A 16,536-nucleotide genomic window follows, 5' to 3' on the forward strand; every position below is an offset into this window, starting at 1 on the left:
ACCGAGCCGACGACGGGGCACCGCGCCGACGGCGCGGTCGTGGACCACAGGCCGGGCGCGGACCACGCGCCGGGCGCGAGCGGCGGGCTCGAGGTGCGCGACCTCACCGTCCGCATCGCGGGGCGGACGGTGCTCGACCGTGTGACGTTCACCGTGCCTCCCGGCCGCCGCGTCGGCGTGATCGGCGCGTCCGGCTCCGGCAAGTCGATGACCGCGCTGGCCCTGATGGGCCTCGAGCCGTCGGGCGCCGCCGTGTCCGGCAGCATCCGCCTCGACGGCACCGAGCTCGTCGGCATGCCGGACCGCGACCGCGCACGCCACCGTGGTTCCGGCATCGGCATGGTGTTCCAGGAACCCGGCACCGCGCTCGACCCGCTCCGACGGGTCGGCGCGCAGATCGCCGAACCGCTCCGCCTGCACCACGGGCTCGACCGTCGTGCCGCGGCACGGCGCGCGGCCGAGCTCGCCGCCGAGGTCGGCCTGCCCGACCCGGCGTCGCTCCTCCGTCAGTACCCGCACCAGCTCTCGGGCGGCCAGCGGCAACGTGTGTGCATCGCGATGGCGCTCGCGGGCCGCCCCGCCTACCTGGTGGCCGACGAACCGACCACGGCGCTCGACGTCACCACCGAGGCCCGCATCCTCGACCTGTTCGAGGGACTCGACGCGGGGATGGTCTTCGTCACGCACGACCTCGCCGTCCTCGCCCGGATCACCGACACCGCCGTCGTCCTCGACGCCGGACGCGTCGTGGAGCAGGGCTCGGTGCGCGATCTGCTCGACTCCCCCGCGCACCCGGCCACCGCGGCGCTCGTGGCGGCCGCGCGGGCCACCGTCCGCCGCACGCCCGGAGGCACGGTGTGAACGAACTCCTCGAAGCGGTCGACCTGCGGCGGCACTACCGGCTCCCCCGGCGCGGCCCGTTCGAGCCCGGGCCGGTCCGGACCGCCGTCGACGGCATCGACCTGACGGTCACCGCCGGCAGCCGCCTGGGCATCGTCGGCGAGTCCGGATCCGGCAAGTCGACGCTGGTCCGCCTGCTCGCCGGACTGGAGGCGCCCACCACCGGGTCCGTGTCGGCCGCCGGCCGTCCGGTGCTCGCCTCGGCCTCCGCGCGCGCCATGCGCTGGTTCCGTCGCGAGACCGGGGTGGTGTTCCAGGACCCCTACGCCTCGCTGGACCCGCGGATGCGCGTCGGCGCGATCGTCGGGGAACCGCTGCGGGCCCTGCGCATCCCAGGGTCGCACGAGTCGCTCGTGCGGTCCGTGCTGGAACGGGTCGACCTGCCCGCCGATGCCGCCTCCCGGTACCCGCACGAGTTCTCGGGTGGGCAGCGGCAGCGGATCGCGATCGCCCGGGCCGTGGTGCACTCACCGCGGATCCTGTTCGGCGACGAGCCCATGAGCGCCCTCGACGTGGTGGTCAGGGCGCGAGTGATCGACCTGTTCCGCTCGCTCGCGGACGACCTCGGGCTCACGCTCGTGCTCGTGTCGCACGACATCGGGGTCGTGCAGCGGCTGTGCGACACCGTGGCGGTGATGTCGGCGGGGAGGATCGTCGAGCACGGGCCGATTTCGCTGCTGGATGCGCCGCAGCACCCGGTGACGCGGGAGCTCGTGTCGGCCGCGCCGACGCTGCCGTAGGGCGCCCGCGCCGACGCTGCCGTAGGGCGCCCCGCGCCGGGAAACAACCGCGCTTCGACGTCGCACCAGTCGAACGACGCGAGCTTGGTCGGATCATGCACGCGCAACAGTTGCGGGCGCAAGCAACGACATCGCACCCGTCGAACGACGCGAGCTTCGTCGGATGATGCACGCGCAACAGTTGCACACGCAACCAACGACAACGCCGCTGTCGTGCGACAGCTTGGGTTCAGTCGGTCGTTGCAACAGCGTGAGTGATCGGTGGGTGTGATGGGTCGTGGGCCGGCGTATTCGCACAACCCGTCCACGAGCCCCGGCCCCGAACGCTCAGGCGCCCCACGCCGGCGGGTGCCGCCGCTGCCACCGCAACCGACGCTCGAGCTGCGCACCGATCGCGAGCAGGACCCGCTCACCACCCGGGCGTCCGATCAGCTGAACGCCCATCGGCAACCCGCCGCCGTCGGGATGGTCGTCACCGGTGACACCCACCGGCAGCGTGATCGCCGGCAACCCCGACACGTTCGCCATCGAGGTCCACGGCGAGTAGGCGCACTGCCGTCGGAAGTCCTCCTCCGGATCGTCGCCGTACCAACCCAGCGGCCGGGGCGTCAGCGCGAGCGTCGGGGTCAGCACGGCGTCGAACCGGCCGAACGCAGCGATCACCGACGCCGAGAACGCGTCGAGTGCGGTCATCGCGTCGAGCACCTGCGTCCCCGTGAGCCGCTGTCCCCGTCCGACCAGCCACGACACGAGCGGGGTGAACTGCGCCGGGTCGATCCCCGGCACCGAGGGCAGCCGCGCCGCACTCGACTCCCACGCCACCCGGAAGGCGTCGGCGTAGGGAACCCGGGGCATCGTCAGGTCCTCGACCCCGTGCCCCACCTCCCCGAGCACCCGGACCGCGGTGTCGACCGCGGCCCGCGCGGCCGGATCGACCACGATCTCGACGGTGTCGTCCCACGGCGATCCGTCGAGCAGCCCGACGACGAACCGCCCCTCACCCCGGACGGCCGCCGCGGTGAACGGCCCCTCACCGACGTCCGGAGTGACGAGGGCGTACGGCTCCGGCTCGTCGAGACCGGTCGGTCGGACGAGCGCGTCGAGCAGCATGCCGGCGTCCGCGATGGTCCGGGTCAGGGGCCCGGCGACCGACAGGCCACCCACGCCGGACCGACCGGGCAGGGACGGCACGCGACCCCGGCTCGGCTTCAGCCCGACGAGCCCGGTGGCCGCAGCCGGGATCCGCACCGACCCGCCGCCGTCGGAACCGACCGCTGCCGGCAGCAGGCCCGCCGCGACGGCCACCGCGGCACCGCTCGAACTGCCGCCGGGCGCCCTGTCCGGATCGTACGGGTTGCGCGTCGTCCCGAACCGGGTCTCGGACGACGACGACATGCCGAACTCGGGCGTCGCCGTCTTGCCGAGGCTGATGCTCCCCGCCGCGTCGGCGGCGGCGACGAGTGCGTGGTCGGCGGCAGCGGCTCGTGCCGGCAGGCTGGTCGTCCCGTTCCGGGTCACGACGCCGGCTCGGTCGTACAGGTCCTTGTCCCCGGCCGGGAGGCCCCACAGCGGTCTCGACGTCGGCACGCGTTCGCCGAGGTGGTCGGCGCGGTCGTGGGCGGCATCCGCCGTGACGGTCACGAAGGCACCGAGACCGGGGTCGATCCGGTCGACACGCCCGAGGTAGTGGTCGACTGCCTCCCTGACGCTGACGTCGCCGCGACGGATCCAGTCCCAGAGCTCCTGGGCCGTCAGGTGGTGCAGTTCGAACACCGGGCCAGCCTAGGGGTCGGGCCCGACACCGGTAGGCTCCGGGTGTGAACCGGGGGAACACCGCACTCGCCGTCTCGGCCGCCGCCGCTCTCGTCCTCGCCGTGCTGGCCGGCGTCGTGCTGCGCCCGGGTCCGACCGTCACCGTCGGCGAGGCCGGCGGAGGGGACGCCCACCTCGGTCGGAGCTGCGTCGCGTACGGCGGTGACCCACTGACCACCCTCGTCACCCTGTCCGTGCACGAGACCGGGCAGACACACCTGCTCGGTGCCCGCGCGACCGGCGTGCACGGCGCGGACGGCTCGGTGCCGGTGCGGATCGTGCCCGGCGTCCGGCTCACGGAGGGGTACAGCGCCGACGAGGGGATCATCGACGGGCACCGAGCCGTCGCACCGGTCGACGTCGACCTGCCCCGCGGGGACTCGACCATCGTGCTGACGATCCACCGGCGCCCCGACGTCGCCGTCTCGACCGTGGACGCAGTCGAGCTCGCCTGGTCGGGGCCGCTCGGCACCGTACGGACGACGACCATCCCGACGCCCGTCGGCCTCGCGACGGAGCGGTCGCTCCACAGCGGTGCTTGCTCGGCCGACTGACCCTCGGCACCGCTTGCGACTCCCGCGGCACCCGACGCAACGCCGGCGGCCGTCCTCCGCCAGCTGACTTGTCCGACTGGCAGCCAACATGTCCGAGATGCGGATCATGGGCCCGTTGTTCGGCAGCACGGAGGCGCTCCCTCGACAAGGGCACAGCCCAGCCTTCGTGCGTCTCGAGGTGTCCGGAAGGCCTGCGTGCACTGAGATGGTTCGCGGACCACCTATGTGAGACAGGAATCGGTCTTGAGCGGGACCGTAGAAGTCCGAAGCCCCGCACGGACGCGGTGATCCTTTTGCGGACCGGCTATCGAGACGTCATCAGCGGCTCCTCCGGAGGAACAGGATGACCGCGGCGACGATCACGACCGCGACGATCGGAATCCAAATCCAGACGGGGAGGGAGCCTCCGCCCCCTGGGGGCAGCGCGACTGAGAGAGGGAGCATGGTCACACGCTAATCACGGCGCGCGTTCGGTGACCGATCGGCTATCGAGACCACGTTCAGCGCGTGCCCGTCGCAGTGAGCCGTTTCCGCCACAGGATCTTGCCGTCGTGGCTGATTGTTTTCGGGTGCATCCCGATTCGTCGGGCGACGCGGGCCGAGGCTTCGTGTTCCGGGTGGATGAGCGCGTTGAGCTCCTGTACGTGGATCGAGTGCAGCCACATCGCTACTTGTTGTGCGGCTTCGGTTGCGAAACCGTGTCCTTGAGCGCTCGGTGTGACGAGCCAGGCGCGGTCCGCGGTCATGCCCTCGGCTGCCCGGTGCAGAGTCACCTGCACGAACCCAATCGGTGGGCCGCCGTTACGAGGATGGGTGATCCAGTTCAGCCATCCTGCGGCGCCGTCTTCGGACTGGCCGCGGGCTTGGCGGGTGTAGCGCGCCCGGAGTTCTTCAGTGCTCGGCGGCTCGCCGCCGGTGAAGCGGTACAGCTCTCTCGGCGCGAGCACGTTCACCATCACGTCGGCATGCTCGATCGACAAGCGTTCGAGGACAAGTCGGTCTGACTTCAGACGGACAGCGCGCGGCCATGGCATGCCCGCAGCCTTGCAGACCATCAGTCCGTCGGCGCCCTCTCGGCCGGGTTCGCATTCGCGGGCTGAAGAGATTTTCCGGCTCCGCGCGTCAGTTCCCGCTCGACGGAGGTGTTCACGGTCACCGGAGTGTCTGCGACGTGGCGCGAGGTGGTTGGGAACCATGCGCGACCGGGCGTGACCAGGATCAGGAGGCCGTCGATGTCTCCGACGGCGGCGAAGTCGCCGGTGGGCTTGTTTCCGTAGGGCTGGATGCCCGCTGCTCGGAGCGTGGTCACGGCGGCGAGGACGTCAGGGACTGCAACTCCGATCTCGCTCACGCATTCGAGGTCAGCGGCGGTGAAGGACTCTACGTGTCTGCTTGGCAGGCCTCTTCGTTCGATCAGTTCCAGCACCTGACCATCAGGGCCGTCGAAGTACATCGAGCGTGAGTTCCACGATTCGGGTCCTTCGAACTCCGTTCGATCATCGATGGACAGAAGCGGCGTGCGCTGTTCGAGCCACTGGTGGGCTCTGGCGAATGTTCCGGTCGGGATGGTGAACGCGAGGTGGTGCGAGCCGTCGAAGTCCCTCTCAACGAAGCGCACCTCGCTTAGGCCGATCCTCACAGTCACACTCGGACCGTCCCGGGTGACGACGCACCCGAGTCGGTCGAAGAACGCGACAACAGCCGAGGTGGAGCGTGTGGGAAGCAGGGCTTCTTTGATCCGCATGAGGCCACCCCACACCCTCAACGGTGGTTGAGATCCAGGGCGCAGTTCCACCGCGGCTGCCGGAACAGATCCCGATGCGGCTGTGCAGGGTCCGAAGATGTGGGGTCGTCCGGTGACCGATCGCGATCCGCGCGGCACCTTTCGTCGCGGGTGTTCTTCGCTGTTTCTTGGAGGTATGGCCTTCCACTGGGAGAGTGACCCACCTCAGTGACCTGCGCGTCCTTCCGATCTTCACTTCGCCGGCACGGTGGAGGGTGCCCGTAAAACGGGCGATCGTGATGGTCGTGTTCCTCGCGGTCGTGGGGTTCGTTGTGCGGGCCTTCCCAGCGGATGCTTCGCTGTCTGCGACCCTAAACGTGCTGCACATCGGCGCTCTTGGAGCGCTCTGTACTGCGGTCTACACCGTGTTCGAGCCGGTGCCCGCGATCCTGCTGACGGTCGTCATCACCGGAATCGTGCTTGCCCGCACACGGCAGCTTCAGGTCGCGGCGGCGTTCGCAGGCGTGGTCGCGCTGACGTGGCTCCCGTCCGCCGCGCTGAAGATCATCGTCGGCCGGCCCCGCCCGCACGGCCTAACGCACCCGTTCGTGCCCGCGCAGGTGGATGCGTCATTCCCGAGTGGGCACGTCGTGTTCGTGACCGCGCTGCTGCTCGCGGCGCTGATGCTCATCGCGGACCGACGTCGCCGTCGCTTGGCCGCGCTGCTGGGAGCAGTGGGCGTCGTGGCGGTCGCGACGGCGCTGTGCATTGACGGGGTGCACTGGCCGGCTGATGTGGTCGCATCGGTGCTGTGGGCGCTAGCGGTGGCCCCGGCGGCACGGCTGCTGTGGGTCGACGTCGTCCTCCGCCGCGCTGCGGCGCGGTTGGAGCAGACTGGTCGGCACCGCTCCGGCGACAGCCGTCGATAGCGGTGAGAGGACATCCGGTGAAGCGACTCGGTCAGTCGGTCATGGCGGTGGCGAAGGGCGTTACCGACCACGATCCGGACCGTCGCGTGTATCGGCGGTCTGCGCTCCGGATCGGACTGCGGGTGGCGGTTGTGTCCGCGGCGCTCGTGTTCGCGGTGATCGTCCTGGTCGTGGTCTACGTGGTATGGCAGCTCACCCCTGCGCAGCAGCTCGAGCGGCATGGGCCGGAAGACGTCCACGTGTACTTGGACACGTTCGACCTGCTCATCGCGGTCCTCGTCGTCGGCACTGCGGCGGTCGTCCTCGCCGGCGCCGCGACATGGCTGATTGCCGGCCGTGCTGTCCGGCCACTTGCGGAGGCGTACCGGCTGCAGCGGACGTTCGTCGCCGATGCCAGCCACGAATTGCGGACCCCGTTGACGGTGCTGAGCGCACGCGCCCAGCAGTTGCAGGCGATGCTCCCCGCAGCAACGTCGGAGCGGGCCGTCGCGGACGCGCTCCGCGACGACATCCGGGCATTGGCGGAGGTGGTCGAGGACCTGCTCGCGACAGCCGCTGGCCGCTCCGACGAACGCGCCGAAGCTCCGTTGGATCGTGCCCTTGCCGACGCCGCTGAGGACATGACGGTCCTCGCTCGGGATCGGAACGTGCACCTCGTCGTGACGCCAGGGCAGGCGCTACTCCGGGTAACGCCGACACAGCTGCGACGCTGCCTGGTCGCGCTAATCGACAACGCCATTGGCCACAGCCCGACGGGCGGTGCCGTGTGGGTGGAAAACACGGTCGTCGGCGGGCGGGTGGTCATTCGTGTCCGAGACGAGGGCGCGGGCATCACCGGGATCGCGCCACGGCGGGTGTTCGATCGCTTCGCGCACGGCACCCCGAGCGGGTCTGGGCAACCGACCCGCACGAGCAACGGCATCGGTCTGGCACTCGTTCGGGACATCGCGGTGCGAGCCGGCGGGGACGTCGTTGTCGAACGCACCGGAAAGACTGGGACGGTGTTCGCGCTCACCCTGCCGCTCGTACGCGACGACGCGACGACGCGACGCGTGGGACGGGGGCTGGGAGCATGACAGGGCGAGGTCGAGTGCTGGTCGGCGAGGACGATCCCCGGCTCGGACCGATCATCCGCGATGTCCTCGCCGCTTCGTGGGACGTGGAACTCGTCGCGACGCGGGTGGATGCGCTCGAGGCGGCCATGCACCGGCTCTTCGACGTGCTCGTGGTCGACCGGCGGCTCCCAGATGGTGATGGTCTCGACGTCGTCCGTGAGCTCCGCCGGTTCCGGGTGACGACTCCTGCGCTGATGCTGACGGCCCTGGGCGAGGTCCACGACCGTGTCTTGGGCCTCGATGCCGGCGCGAACGACTACCTGGTGAAGCCGTTCGACTTCGACGAGCTCAACGCCCGCCTCCGTGTCCTGACGCGCGGCGACGACACTCTCGGCCGGGTTGTGGAGATCGGTGGATGGTCGTTCTACCCGGAGGACCACACCGTCCACTCGCCGTATAGCGGCCGCGTGGCGCTGACTGACCGTGAGTCGGAACTCCTCGCGATCCTCGCGGCGGAACCCGACCGGGTGTTCACCCGGGAGCAGCTGCTGTCCGCAGTGTTCGAGCGCGGTGAGCAGCTCGGCACGGTCGACACGTACGTGCACTACATCCGCCGGAAGACCGAACGGGACCTCGTCGCGACCGTTCGCGGCCGCGGGTACCGGCTCGGCACCCCCGCGTAGCCACCGTCGTCAGCGGTTGTAGCGGATGACCCAGGTCCGGGCGATCTTCCACTGCTGCGCCTCGTGCAGCCCTGCACGCTGGAGCGTTGCTGTGACGGTGGCCCGTACGTCGGGCTTCGTCGCGGTCACCAGCCATACCGTCGACGCTTCGCCGACCGCTGATCCGGCGTCGGAGAGTGGGCGGTGCGTTTCCCAGAGGGAGTCGCCGGCACCTGCCGGGCTGATCAGGAGTGGGTCGCGGAGCCCAGCGAACACGGCCGGGTAGGTTTCCTCGATGATCCGGGATGTCGCCTTCGGGTGCCGCTGCACCGGGCCGTAGAGGATCGCGTCGCGGGCATCGCTGGGCTCGGCGAGCCGTTGCCGTCCGATGAGGGCCGCGACCTCGCTCCACGCCGAGTCGTCCTTGGCCGTGACGGTCCGTTGCGCGACCCAGCTCGGTGCGGTCAGCCCGACCGCGAGGACCACGACGACGATTGCCGCCGGCCGGAACCACCGCTCCGGTAGCAGTGCGGTTGGGGCAGCCATCAGGAGGGCGGCGGCGGGGGTTGCGAACGCGACGTACCGCGGTGAGTACAGCGGATGCGTCACCATGGACGCGGCGATCAGCCCCAGTGTCGGCACCAGCACCCACGGTCCCGCGACGGCGACGAGCTGCCGCACGACGGTCGGCCGGACCGCGGCCGCGGCAGCGATCGCGACGAGCACCCACAGCAGGACCGCGAAGCCGGTGTTCTTGTAGGAGAACTGCGTGACGAGCACCTCGCTGACGGTGTGCCAGCTGATGTGGCGGATCCAGGAGATCTGCGCCGACTGCGCCGACGACAGCACGGCCAGGGGCGCCACGGCCAGGATCGCGGCCCCGGCGCTGACCGCCCACGCGAGCAGCGGTCCCCGCGAGGACCGTCGTTGCAGTCGCCGGATTGCGACGACGCTCACCCCGTGGCCGACGGTCATGAGCACCAGGTACAGGAACACCGCACCGCCGATGAACGACACCGCCGCGTAGGCGATCCACCATGGCCAGGCCCGCCGGCTCGACGTGTTTGTGCGTTCGAGCGCGGTGAGCAGCAGCAGCGTCGCGGCCGTCGCGAGCAGCGCGCCGATCGCGAAGGAGCGTCCTTCCGCACCCATCCATGTCACCCGGGGGAGCAGGGCGAACAAGACTCCGGCGACGACGCCGACCCGGATGCTGATGAGGCGGACGCCGAGGACGACCACCAGTGCTGCGGTGACGCCGACGGCGATCGCGGACGGCAGCCGCAATGTGAACGGTGAGTACCCGACGGCCGCGAACCAGAGGTGCATGAATGCGTAGTAGGTGGCGTGGACGATGTCGACGTGCTGAATCTCTCGACCGAGCGCCGCCCACGACCGGGTCGCGGACGTCACGGTTGCGGCTTCGTCGTACCAGACGCTCGGCACCCAGCTGCCGACGACCGCAATGAGGAACCCGAGGACCCCGACAGCGCCGGGCGCGATGAGCCGTGCCGGCCGCTGCCGGGATGCCCAGAATGGGTGAGCGGGCACTGCTCGAGGACTGGTGTGGACGTCAGTCAGCATCGAGAAGCCCCTCCCGGTCGGCTTCCACCGCAACCGCGATCAACGCGGCCGCTACGCTCAGCACACCGAGCACACCGACACCCGCCGCCGCGAGCCCGATCCAAAGCGCCATCTCCATCACCTCGTCACTCACTGTGCGAGTTGTGTCCCCAGAAACGGGTAAGACAACTACGCAGGCCATGTCTTAGTCGTTTCTGAGCCCCCCAGACCGACGCTGCTCCTATGACGCACGCACGGTGGACACGGGAACGGTGGTTCGACCTGGTCTTCCTGGTCGGCTTCGCGTTCAAAGCGATCGACGGATTCATCGAGCTCGTGGTCGGAATCCCGCTGCTGTTCCTCCGGCCCGCGCAGGTTAAGACAGCGGCCCGGCTGGTCACGGCCGGTGAGCTGCAGGAGGACCCCGACGACCTCCTCGCGCACCTGATCCGTCACGGCGTCGCGACCCTCAGCGCCGACGCGACACTGTTCGCGGCGGCGTACCTGATCGCGCACGGGCTGGTGAAGCTCGGCATCGTCGCTGCGATCTTCCGCGGCTCCCGCCGGCTCTACCCGTGGGCGATCGCCGCGCTCGGTGGCTTCGTCATCTGGCAGGGCTACGAGTTCGTCCTGCACCCCAGCGTCGGCTTGGCACTGCTGACACTGTTCGACCTCGTCATCGTGGCCCTGACGGTCCGCGAGTGGCGACACCACCGCTCGCTTGGTGACGCCGTCCGCAGCATGCTCGGCCGCACCCCCCGCACCCCTCGGCGGCACCCGCCGGCCGGAACCACCTGGAGAAACGCCCTGTGACACCGCTCGCCCTGCACCTGTTCAACGCCGCGTCGCTGCTGCACGCTTTCGGCCCGTGGGTGCTCGCCGGCATCGCGCTCCTGGTCGTCGTCGAATCCGGGGTGCTGTTCCCGTTCTTGCCGGGCGACTCCCTGCTGGTGACGGCCGCGATCCTCAGCGCCACCCTCGGCGTCACCGCTTGGCAGGTCGCCATCGTCGCCGTCGTCGCAGCGATTGTCGGTGACGTGATCGGGTACGTTCTCGGCGCCCGGGTCGGACGTCGACTCTTTCGCCCCGGCGCCCGCCTGCTCACACCGGCGCGACTCCAGGAGTCCGAGGCGTTCTTCACTCGATGGGGTGGGATCTCCCTCGTCCTTGGCCGGTTCGTGCCGGTCGTCCGCACCTACGTCCCCCTGGCCGCAGGAACCGCACGCATGCCCGTCGGCCGGTTCATGCTCTGGAACGTCGTCGGAGCCGTCGCCTGGGTCGGTCTGCTCGTCACGGCCGGTGTGCTGCTCGGTGGCATCCCCCTCATCGCGGAACACATCAACGCGGTCATGATCGTCGTGGTCGTCGTCTCCGTCCTGCCCCTGGTCATCGGCGCACTGCTTCGCCGCCGGCGCCGCACCGCTGAGGCACACGCGCAGGCGCAGGCGCAGCGGTGAGCAGCGTCGAGCGAGGATGGTGGGGGAGAAAGTTCACCCTCGAGCGGCACGCGGTCACCGCTGAGGAGCGGGCCGTGCTGCTGCGCGGTTCGGTGATCCTCGCGATCGTCGGTGCCCTGGTGTTCGCCTCCATGCTCGTCGGTGTCCTCACCCGCTCCGGGGTGCAGTACCTCGACCGGCCGGTCGAGACGTGGTTCAACAGCCTGCGGAAGCCGGACCGGACCGGCGTGATGGTGTTCCTCGCGATCGTCTTCGGCCCCGTCGGCATGCCGATCATCGTCCTCGTCGTCACCGTCGTCTGGTTCCTGCTCGCCCGCCATGCGTGGCGTCCGATCCTGCTCGCCAGCAGCATGGTGCTCGGGGTGGCGACGGCGCAGCTCACCGCGCCGCTCGTCCGGCACCCGCGGCCCCCAATCGGCCTCATGCTCCTCGGGCCCGACCACACCTTCTCGTTCCCGTCCGGCCACGTCCTCGGCGCCAGCGACTTCTTCCTCATCGGCGCGTTCCTCATCGCATCCCGGACGCATCGGCGATGGGTGACGGTGCTCCTCTTCTCGATAGCGGCGGTCATGATCGCGGTCCAGGTGTTCAGCCGCCTGTACCTCGGGTACCACTGGCTGACCGACGTGACCGCCTCCGTAGGGCTGTCGATGATGATCACCTCCGTCGCAATCGCAGTCGACACCCACGTCACCGCTCGGATCACCGGCTCCGCCGGACCGTCACAGAGCACATGCCGGTCTCGGTCGTCCATCAGACTGAGCCCGTGACGACTTCTCAGCCGCCCACACGACACCTCGCGCCCCTCTACCTCGCCGGCTTCACCACCGCGTTCGGCGCCCACGGCGTCGCCAGCGTCCTCGGCGCGGAGACCGACGAAATCGGCCTGAGCCTGCTCGGCCTCGGAGCGGTCCTCGCGCTCTACGACATCGCCGAGGTGATCCTGAAGCCACTGTTCGGAGCGCTCAGCGACCGCATCAGTGCGAAACCCGTCATCATCGGCGGACTCGTCGCGTTCGTCGCCGCGTCCCTGCTCGCGATCGTCGTCCCCACCGTCATCGTCCTCGCACTCGCCCGGCTCGGCCAGGGCGCCGCGGCCTCCGCGTTCAGCCCCGCCTCGTCAGCGGCGGTCGCGCGGATCGCCGGGAAGCAGCGCCTCGGCCGGTACTTCGGCCGCTACGGCGCATGGAAGAGCCTCGGCTACGTCCTCGGCCCCCTCCTCGGCATCGTCCTCGTCCAGGCGTTCGACATCCGCGCGCTGTACCTCGCGCTCGCGGTCCTCGCCGCGGTCGCCGCGATCTGGGTGACGGTCTCGATGCCGTCGCTGCCGGTACAGCCGCGACCTCGGTACACCGTCCTCGACCTCGTCCGTCAGACGACCGACCGCAGCTTCCTCATCCCGACCCTGGTGCTGGCGTCCACGACAGCCGTGCTCGGCGTGGCCGTCGGATTCCTGCCGCTGCTCGCCACGCGGCTCGAACTCCCCGCCGTGGTCGGCGCCGCGGCGATCGCGGTCCTCGCACTCGTCTCGACCGTGGTCCAGCCGCAGATCGGACGGCTCCGCGATGACGGACGGATCCACACACGCACCGGCAGCGCCGCAAGCCTCCTCGTCGCGGCGGCTGCGCTGGTCGTCCTCGCGGTCGCCCCAAACGCGGTCACGTTGTTCGTCGCCGCGATCGCGTTCGGGCTGATGATCGGCATCACCACCCCCCTCGCATTCGCACACCTCGCCGCGGCCACCCCGGAGGAGCGGATGGGCCGGACGATGGGCAACGCGGAACTTGGCCGGGAAGCAGGCGACGCCGGCGGGCCACTCCTCGTGGGCGTGATCGCCGCCGCCTGGACGCTCCCGGCCGCGCTCGGCGTGCTTGCCGCGTCAACCGCGGGGGCCGCCCTGATCAGCTGGATGGGGCTCCGCAGCCCGCGGCGGCGCGATCCTCAGTAGGTGCCGTCGCGGCGGTCCTGCTGCGTGATCTGCTCACCAGATGCCGGGTTGATACCGGACCGCGTCGTCGTCGTGGTGCGGTGCCCACCAAACGCGACGGCGAGGCTAATGATCAGCAGCACCACGCCAGCGATCATCAGGATGAAACCGATCAGGTTCAGGTTGGCGCCGGCGACTTGGTAGTCGACCGCGAACGCGATGATCGCGCCAATAACGATGAGCGCGATGCTCGAGCCGATACGCATGATGCGTGTCCTTCCTCGGAAACTCGACAGTATTGGTCCGCCTGTGGTCGAGGCGGTCGTATCCAGGTGACGCCGAAGCGTGAGGGGGGAGACGCTCCGGCGCCACCTGATCGACGCCCATCCCAGCACATCGCTGCGCGAGCGCCACCACCGTGCCTGGGACCCACCCAGGAATCGGTAAGAAAGCAACAACAGGCGCACATGGATGCTGCTCCACGGGCGTGCAACGCTGAAGCTCGGCGACGGGGGACTACCGCGGGGCCGGTCGCGGGTCTGGTGGGAAGGGCGAACCCACCGGGGCCACCCCGGGGCTTAGAGGGACGCGAGCATGTCCTGCATTTGGGTGATCTGCTCGGTCTGGCTCGACACGATCGACTTCGCCATCGCGACGGCGTCGGTGTTCTTGCCCTTGGTGACTTCGGTCTTGGCCATGTCGACGGCGCCCTTGTGGTGCTGGATCATCTCCTCGAGGTAGAGCTTCGCGGCGTCCTTCGCGGACGCCTGGTCAAGGTCGTCCATGTCGGAGTCGGACATCATCCCGGACATGGAGTGCCCCATCCCGGAGTGCTCCGACTCGGTTGGCTCATCCCAGCCCTTGAGCCAGGTGGTGAGCTGGTTGATTTCTGGGGACTGCTCGGCCTTGATTTGCTTCGCGAGGTCGGTGACGTCGGTGTCGACGCCGGAGCCCTTGGCGAGGAGCATGTCGCTCATCTCGACGGCCTGCTTGTGATGGGGCAGCATCATCTGCGCGAACATCACGTCCTGGTCGTTGTGCGCCGACGCGGCCGACGTCGACGAGGACGACGAACCCGTTTCCGAGCTGCTGTTGCCCGTGGAGCAGCTGGCGAGGGTGAGGCCGAGGGTCAGTGCGGCCGCGACCGCGAGGGCGCGCGTGGTGGTGGTGGTGTGCATGATCTTTCCGTTCCCGTGGATGCGTCAGGTGTTCCGGATAGGCGGACGCCTCCCGGATCTGGGCATGCGGAACTCGCACCTGCGGTGATGCGGGCTCCACCGGGGCGGATCAGATGCGGATGATCTGCAACGCCGTCAGTGACGGGGGTCTCGGTGGCGCGATCGTGCGTGGTAGCCGGTCAGCGAGGGCGAGCAGTCGCGAGAGCAGGTAGAGGATGCCGCCGGTCCGGACGCGCAGCAGCGCCCACGTGAACAGCGCGATCGTCAGCGCGCACGCCATCCCCATCAGGGAGCACATCAGCGCACACAGGCCGCTGTCACAGCCCGCATCGGTGAGGACAGTCATCACCGCGGCCACGGGAGCCGCGTGCTCGTCGTGGCCAGCGGCTGCGACGAGGCTGTGCTCAGCGGTGGCCGCGGGAGCAGCCATCGGGTGCTCGTGGCCGGCGGCGTGCCCGGCCATCGAGTGCATCAGGACTGTGAAGCCGACCAGCAGCAGCAACGCCAGCGTCGCCGTGGCCTGCAGCAGCAGCCGGCGGCGCGGGGAGGCGGTGGTGGTGAGCATCAGTCTTTCGAGCAGACGGGTCGGATGGGCGCTTCTATGGTGCGGTACCCCGATCGGCGGCGGCAACTCGGTGTCCGGATTCACACCGAACCCGCCGCGATCGGCCGATTCGGGAACACAGAGAAGGGTTCCGCGTTACAGCGCATGGTACCCCCCAGGGGTATACGTGAACTGTTGACGCCAGCCGCGTCAGATCGGAGCAGCATGGACACGCACGAGCACCACCAGATGAGCGGACACGAGCACGCCGACCACGGCGCCGGGCACGGAACGACGACGTGGTCGATGGCAGCACAAGCAACGCTGCACTGCCTCACCGGGTGCGCGATCGGCGAAGTCCTCGGCATGGTGATCGGCACCGCTGCTGGCTTCCACAACGCCGGCACCATCGTCCTGTCGATCGTCCTCGCGTTCATCTTCGGCTATGCACTCACCATGCGCGGCGTCATCAAGTCCGGCCTGACACTCGCAGCGGCGTTCAAGGTCGCTTTCGCAGCCGACACCGTCTCGATCGCGGTCATGGAGATCATCGACAACACGGTCGTGGTCGCGATCCCCGGCGCGATGGACGCGCAGCTCAACCAGTGGCTGTTCTGGGGATCCCTCGCACTCGCCCTCGCCCTCGCGTTCGTGGTCACCACCCCCGTAAACCGGTGGATGATCAGCCGCGGCTTCGGCCACGCCGTCGTCCACGACCACCACTGACTGGGTCTCGATAGACGATCGTCTACCGGGACCGGTCGCGTTGTGTCACCGGGGTTTCCTGTCGGTGCCGGCGAAGACGGACGGGTAGTCGTTCAGCCAGCTCCATCGTTGCGCGGGCCAGCTGATGACGAACGCGCGTGCGACGACGTCGCTCTCGGGCACGAACCCCTTTGAAGGCAGACCTTGGTGCACGCGCGAGTCGGCCGACGCGTAGCGGTTGTCACCCATCACCCACAGCTCACCAGCGGGGACCGTCACGTCGAACGGGATACCGGAGGCTGCCTGCCCGGCCGCTCTGCGAACGTACGGTTCAACGAGTGGGACCCCGTTGACTTCCATCTGACCGAGCGCGTGGCAGCACTGGACGTGATCGCCCGGTAGTCCGATGACCCGCTTAATGAGTTCGTCGTCTTTGTCGACGCCGAGTCCGACCGCGCTCAGCGACTCAGAGAACGCGCTTCGTGGCGAGGCGGTTCGCCCTTCGACCGCGCCGCCGGCGTCCAACCATCCACCGGGGTCGTGGAACACCACCACGTCGCCACGATGCAGGGACGCGCGTTCGTTCACAATCACGTGGTCGTTGATCTGCAGGGTGTTCATCATCGATCCCGACGGGATGTAGAACGAGCGAAGCAAGAACGTCTTGACCAGGAACGACACCAATAGCGCCGCGAGGAGGATGACGACCACATCGCGCAGAAACCGCAACCCACTCGAATTCCTGCGTCCGAATGCCGCTGTGCGCTCCCCCATGAGTCCGATCCTAACC

Annotated in this window: 20 protein-coding genes; 11 read left to right on the forward strand and 9 right to left on the reverse strand. The window is 69.4% G+C overall.

Annotated features, from left to right (window positions below):
• Positions 1–39: 39 nt before the first annotated feature.
• The gene (locus Csp2054_RS14780) at positions 40–861 is read left to right on the forward strand and encodes an ABC transporter ATP-binding protein (RefSeq protein WP_096900267.1); all 822 of its coding nucleotides are present in this window, start codon (positions 40–42) and stop codon (positions 859–861) included.
• Positions 858–1,640, forward strand: a complete 783-nt coding sequence (locus Csp2054_RS14785; protein ID WP_096900222.1) for an ABC transporter ATP-binding protein — start codon at positions 858–860, stop codon at positions 1,638–1,640. Before Csp2054_RS14780 ends, Csp2054_RS14785 begins: the two co-directional genes overlap by 4 nt.
• A gap of 327 nt (positions 1,641–1,967) precedes the next feature.
• Here the strand turns inward: Csp2054_RS14785 and Csp2054_RS14790 are convergent, their stop codons facing one another.
• Positions 1,968–3,413, reverse strand: a complete 1,446-nt coding sequence (locus Csp2054_RS14790) for an amidase (RefSeq protein WP_096900223.1) — start codon at positions 3,411–3,413, stop codon at positions 1,968–1,970.
• Positions 3,414–3,457: 44 nt separating this feature from the next.
• Between Csp2054_RS14790 and Csp2054_RS14795 the strand changes: the two genes are divergently transcribed.
• On the forward strand, positions 3,458–4,006 hold the full coding sequence (locus tag Csp2054_RS14795; protein WP_096900224.1) for a hypothetical protein: 549 nt from the start codon (positions 3,458–3,460) through the stop codon (positions 4,004–4,006).
• A gap of 500 nt (positions 4,007–4,506) precedes the next feature.
• Here Csp2054_RS14795 and Csp2054_RS14800 read toward each other — a convergent pair whose 3' ends face one another.
• The gene (locus Csp2054_RS14800; protein WP_411897158.1) at positions 4,507–5,061 is read right to left on the reverse strand and encodes a GNAT family N-acetyltransferase; all 555 of its coding nucleotides are present in this window, start codon (positions 5,059–5,061) and stop codon (positions 4,507–4,509) included.
• A complete protein-coding gene (locus Csp2054_RS14805; protein WP_096900225.1) occupies positions 5,061–5,750 on the reverse strand; it encodes a hypothetical protein in 690 nt (229 codons plus the stop codon). Before Csp2054_RS14805 ends, Csp2054_RS14800 begins: the two co-directional genes overlap by 1 nt.
• 194 nt (positions 5,751–5,944) lie before the next feature.
• Here Csp2054_RS14805 and Csp2054_RS14810 point away from each other — a divergent pair, with 194 nt between their 5' ends.
• Genes Csp2054_RS14810 through Csp2054_RS14820 form a run of 3 tightly spaced genes read left to right on the forward strand, consistent with a single transcriptional unit; the run spans position 5,945 to position 8,396 of the window.
• Positions 5,945–6,658 (forward strand): phosphatase PAP2 family protein, encoded by a 714-nt coding sequence (locus Csp2054_RS14810; RefSeq protein ID WP_096900226.1) that lies wholly within the window; start codon positions 5,945–5,947, stop codon positions 6,656–6,658.
• 17 nt (positions 6,659–6,675) lie between these two features.
• Positions 6,676–7,734: a sensor histidine kinase gene (locus tag Csp2054_RS14815; protein WP_096900227.1), complete on the forward strand. Its 1,059-nt coding sequence runs from the start codon at positions 6,676–6,678 to the stop codon at positions 7,732–7,734.
• A complete protein-coding gene (locus Csp2054_RS14820; RefSeq protein ID WP_096900228.1) occupies positions 7,731–8,396 on the forward strand; it encodes a response regulator transcription factor in 666 nt (221 codons plus the stop codon). The genes Csp2054_RS14815 and Csp2054_RS14820 overlap by 4 nt, the downstream gene beginning before the upstream one ends.
• Positions 8,397–8,405: 9 nt before the next feature.
• Here Csp2054_RS14820 and Csp2054_RS14825 read toward each other — a convergent pair whose 3' ends face one another.
• Both Csp2054_RS14825 and Csp2054_RS18280 read right to left on the reverse strand, forming a co-directional pair.
• Entirely contained in the window at positions 8,406–9,923 is a 1,518-nt protein-coding gene (locus tag Csp2054_RS14825) for a hypothetical protein (RefSeq protein ID WP_096900229.1), read from the reverse strand.
• Positions 9,924–9,945: 22 nt separating this feature from the next.
• On the reverse strand, positions 9,946–10,089 hold the full coding sequence (locus Csp2054_RS18280) for a hypothetical protein (RefSeq protein ID WP_176491740.1): 144 nt from the start codon (positions 10,087–10,089) through the stop codon (positions 9,946–9,948).
• 89 nt (positions 10,090–10,178) lie between these two features.
• Here Csp2054_RS18280 and Csp2054_RS14830 point away from each other — a divergent pair, with 89 nt between their 5' ends.
• From Csp2054_RS14830 to Csp2054_RS14845, 4 genes are read left to right on the forward strand one after another with little or no spacing between them, the layout of a single operon-like run.
• Complete coding sequence (locus Csp2054_RS14830) at positions 10,179–10,748, forward strand: DUF2127 domain-containing protein (RefSeq protein WP_096900230.1); 570 nt, start codon at positions 10,179–10,181, stop codon at positions 10,746–10,748.
• On the forward strand, positions 10,745–11,392 hold the full coding sequence (locus Csp2054_RS14835; protein ID WP_096900231.1) for a DedA family protein: 648 nt from the start codon (positions 10,745–10,747) through the stop codon (positions 11,390–11,392). The genes Csp2054_RS14830 and Csp2054_RS14835 overlap by 4 nt, the downstream gene beginning before the upstream one ends.
• Entirely contained in the window at positions 11,389–12,162 is a 774-nt protein-coding gene (locus tag Csp2054_RS14840) for a phosphatase PAP2 family protein (RefSeq protein ID WP_096900232.1), read from the forward strand. The genes Csp2054_RS14835 and Csp2054_RS14840 overlap by 4 nt, the downstream gene beginning before the upstream one ends.
• Complete coding sequence (locus Csp2054_RS14845; protein ID WP_255252768.1) at positions 12,159–13,340, forward strand: MFS transporter; 1,182 nt, start codon at positions 12,159–12,161, stop codon at positions 13,338–13,340. The genes Csp2054_RS14840 and Csp2054_RS14845 overlap by 4 nt, the downstream gene beginning before the upstream one ends.
• Here Csp2054_RS14845 and Csp2054_RS14850 read toward each other — a convergent pair.
• From Csp2054_RS14850 to Csp2054_RS14860, 3 genes are all read right to left on the reverse strand, one after another.
• Complete coding sequence (locus Csp2054_RS14850) at positions 13,334–13,585, reverse strand: DUF6458 family protein (protein WP_096900234.1); 252 nt, start codon at positions 13,583–13,585, stop codon at positions 13,334–13,336. The genes Csp2054_RS14845 and Csp2054_RS14850 overlap by 7 nt on opposite strands.
• A 312-nt stretch (positions 13,586–13,897) precedes the next feature.
• The gene (locus Csp2054_RS14855; protein ID WP_096900235.1) at positions 13,898–14,497 is read right to left on the reverse strand and encodes a DUF305 domain-containing protein; all 600 of its coding nucleotides are present in this window, start codon (positions 14,495–14,497) and stop codon (positions 13,898–13,900) included.
• Between the two features lie 109 nt (positions 14,498–14,606).
• Positions 14,607–15,146 (reverse strand): hypothetical protein, encoded by a 540-nt coding sequence (locus Csp2054_RS14860; protein WP_141399285.1) that lies wholly within the window; start codon positions 15,144–15,146, stop codon positions 14,607–14,609.
• A gap of 120 nt (positions 15,147–15,266) precedes the next feature.
• Between Csp2054_RS14860 and Csp2054_RS14865 the strand changes: the two genes are divergently transcribed.
• Positions 15,267–15,767: a DUF4396 domain-containing protein gene (locus Csp2054_RS14865; protein ID WP_096900237.1), complete on the forward strand. Its 501-nt coding sequence runs from the start codon at positions 15,267–15,269 to the stop codon at positions 15,765–15,767.
• Between the two features lie 45 nt (positions 15,768–15,812).
• Here the strand turns inward: Csp2054_RS14865 and lepB are convergent, their stop codons facing one another.
• Positions 15,813–16,520, reverse strand: coding sequence for a signal peptidase I (lepB, locus tag Csp2054_RS14870; RefSeq protein WP_096900238.1), 708 nt, complete (start codon positions 16,518–16,520; stop codon positions 15,813–15,815).
• Between the last annotated feature and the right edge of the window lie 16 nt (positions 16,521–16,536).

It is taken from the genome of Curtobacterium sp. 'Ferrero' (genome assembly GCF_002412165.1).
In the GTDB taxonomy this organism is placed as follows: Bacteria; Actinomycetota; Actinomycetes; order Actinomycetales; family Microbacteriaceae; genus Curtobacterium.